Source organism: Bartonella numerosa (genome assembly GCF_037070845.1).
Lineage (GTDB): Bacteria > Pseudomonadota > Alphaproteobacteria > Rhizobiales > Rhizobiaceae > Bartonella.
Window position 1 is genome coordinate 1 of record NZ_JAYMZI010000019.1, and the last position, 2,704, is coordinate 2,704.

The 2,704-nt window shown below is 36.8% G+C and carries 4 protein-coding genes; 3 read left to right on the forward strand and 1 reads right to left on the reverse strand.

Features of this window, described 5'->3' with window-relative positions:
• The first annotated feature begins 462 nt into the window (after positions 1-462).
• Positions 463-753: a S24/S26 family peptidase gene (locus WCP75_RS04895; protein ID WP_336277122.1), complete on the forward strand. Its 291-nt coding sequence runs from the start codon at positions 463-465 to the stop codon at positions 751-753.
• A 27-nt stretch (positions 754-780) separates the two neighbouring features.
• Here WCP75_RS04895 and WCP75_RS04900 read toward each other — a convergent pair whose 3' ends face one another.
• The gene (locus WCP75_RS04900) at positions 781-1,398 is read right to left on the reverse strand and encodes a S24 family peptidase (protein WP_336277125.1); all 618 of its coding nucleotides are present in this window, start codon (positions 1,396-1,398) and stop codon (positions 781-783) included.
• Between the two features lie 109 nt (positions 1,399-1,507).
• On the opposite strand from WCP75_RS04900, the gene WCP75_RS04905 reads away from it, so the two are divergent.
• Both WCP75_RS04905 and WCP75_RS04910 read left to right on the forward strand, forming a co-directional pair.
• The gene (locus tag WCP75_RS04905) at positions 1,508-1,822 is read left to right on the forward strand and encodes a hypothetical protein (RefSeq protein ID WP_336277123.1); all 315 of its coding nucleotides are present in this window, start codon (positions 1,508-1,510) and stop codon (positions 1,820-1,822) included.
• Positions 1,823-2,139: 317 nt separating this feature from the next.
• On the forward strand, positions 2,140-2,622 hold the full coding sequence (locus tag WCP75_RS04910; RefSeq protein ID WP_336277124.1) for a crossover junction endodeoxyribonuclease RuvC: 483 nt from the start codon (positions 2,140-2,142) through the stop codon (positions 2,620-2,622).
• Positions 2,623-2,704 lie beyond the last annotated feature (82 nt).

Sequence of the window (2,704 nt, forward strand, 5' to 3'; positions counted from 1 at the left end):
TGCTTCGTTGAATTATCGATACAAAGGATTTTTGTTGCGCCTTCTGTGCCTTCAAGAACCTTCAAAATATCAAATTCGTCATAGAATGGTCCCGATTTAGCAACGTGATCTCCATCATTGTAGACGATTAACAAAATTTCATCTGAATTTATAAAAATTGGCTTTTTCATAATTTTACCCCTCTAGTGCCTGTAAGCGATTGTTTGTGTGTGAATTGTAATATGAATATATAAGTACATAATGTACTGAATATGGTCAAGTACATTATGTACTATTTTTAAAAATAAAATAATGATGAATTGATTTAATTTTATGCTTAGTAAGTGTATGCTTTTAACAAGCAGCCATCTCGAGATGGCTAAAAGGTGAAGTCGATCCTAGAGGATCGAGTAGAGATGCAATTCTAGAATTTTATAAAAAAGTTTAAAAAGCCACAACCAAATTACTACACTTATTCCTATTGTGGGATTTGTAGGAGCGGGATTAGAAATTGATACCGATATTGAGCAAATTCTAGAAGACGGATTTAAGACAGTTGCAATGTCCTTTAATTTACCTTTTGAGGCATTAGGATTCGTGGTTCGTGGAACTTCTATGTATCCTGTGTATAAAGATGGAGATTTAATCGTAGTTAAACATTTGCAAACAAAACCAATAAGCGACTATTGCGGTGATGAAGTCGTTGTTTTAACAGAAGATAGTAGGTACTTTATAAAACAAATTGTTTGCTTCCTTATTTCAGCTGTTTATTGATCATGTAAATAACGTGCATCATTACGTTTACATTTCAAGAACAGTACGTCGTACACGACCTATTATAGAAATGGCACCTTCAAGTTTTGGGGCTTTTATCGTTTTATCGTATGATGCTGGCTGAAAAGGGGGATTATCATTAGGTCTGTATCGTTTATATGTTGCTTGTCCAGTTTCATCTGCAATTACATAACAGGCATTTGGCACAAGTTTTTTATCTTTCATATTTACAAATATTATGGAATCTGGGGGGCTAATTTTATTCATAGATGAGCCATCAACGCGCAGAGCAATCCATTTTCCTGCAGGAAGGTTAACAGTTTCTGTTATTGGATAATCTGAAAAATCTATTATACTATCTTGCTCACTTAATTCTCCAGCGCTAACCCATGAAATTAGAGGAACACTTGTATTGAGGCTTGGGTTTTCTAAGAGCGATTCACCATACAAAATCCATCCTGGGTCGACATTAAATATTTTACCATAGTGCACGGCTATTTGGCGTGAAATAGCGCGATTTCCATTTTCATGGCTAGTTAAGGTATTGACATTGAGGCTTGATATGGCGCGCGCAGCTGCGGTTGGTGTCGCATATCCAGCATTTTTGCGCGCTATTTTAAGTCTATCTTTTGGCAAATGAATCATGTGTGTATTATCCACGATTTTTTCATTCATTTTGTACGATTTTGTCTTGATTTTAAAATGTACATAATGTACTGCTGTTGTTATGATTAATAATTTTTCTGTTAAAAATTTGATTGATTCTTGGGGATCTATAAGCCAATTTGCAGAACAAGTTGGATGTAGCTACGAAGCCGCGCGCAAAATGCGCGACCGAAATAGAATTTCTCCGAGATATTGGAACATAATTATTCAATTATCTAAATCCAAAGGTCCATCTTGGGTAACGCTGAATTGGTTTCTTCATACATATGATAATAAATCTCACGATACTTCTCTTTTAATGACAGAACAGAGGCAAGATACATTTAATGTAATGGAGGGATTTACTGCATTGGATGGATCAGAGTCAATAACTTCTACTTGTACGAATACATCCTATCGTTAATGATGAGCAACAGCAATACAGTTCATACTCTTAAACTGGAGCAAAAACAGAGATGGCAAATAATCAGCACCAGATCACTATAAGCAAAGACCAGATGATTGATCTTGTTAATAAAATTGGACAGAGAGATATGTGTTACAATGCTCATTCGCTTACATGAGCCATCTTATCAAGTAAGATCATATTTTCCATATGTTTCCCCTCGCTTTTTTAGAACCAACGAGAGGGTATTTTTTCAAAAACATTTTTGCAAGAGAACCAGTTTAAGCGCTCCATTATAGCGCACATACGAATACGCAATATTTTTAGAGGAGATTATGGATTTTACTTCACAAACCACACTTTGTCTTGATCTCGGTACGAAGACGGGCTGGGCGATCTGTGGTGCAGATGATCACATAATAAGTGGAACAGTTAATTTTCAACCACGTCGTTTTGAAGGCGGTGGGATGCGCTACCTGCATTTTAAGCAATGGCTTACAGAGATCATGATGGCAGCAAATCACATTGATGCAGTGTATTTTGAAGAGGTGCGTCGTCACGTTGGTACCGATGCAGCGCATGTTTACGGTGGTTTTCTAGCAACTTTAACGGCTTGGTGTGAACATCATCAGATACCATATGAAGGTATTCCAGTTGGCACAATTAAGAAAGAAACAACCGGCAAAGGAAATGCTTCAAAAGAAGAAATGATTAGGGCAATGCACGCAAAAGGGCATGCGCCTTGTGATGATAATGAAGCAGATGCTTTAGCGATTTTACATTTAATTAAAGGGAGGGAAATCGGACATGTCAACTAAGTTGTCTTGGACGAGACTTAACGCAGGCGAATGGATGAATGAGGTCTCTTGTTTATCTCCAGAAGAGAAATGTATCTATGTG

Bases quoted from the DNA above. Each gene is read 5' to 3' on its own strand.
- WCP75_RS04900 (WP_336277125.1), bottom strand. From the start codon at position 1,398: ATGATTCATTTGCCAAAAGATAGACTTAAAATAGCGCGCAAAAATGCT.
- WCP75_RS04910 (WP_336277124.1), top strand. From the start codon at position 2,140: ATGGATTTTACTTCACAAACCACACTTTGTCTTGATCTCGGTACGAAG.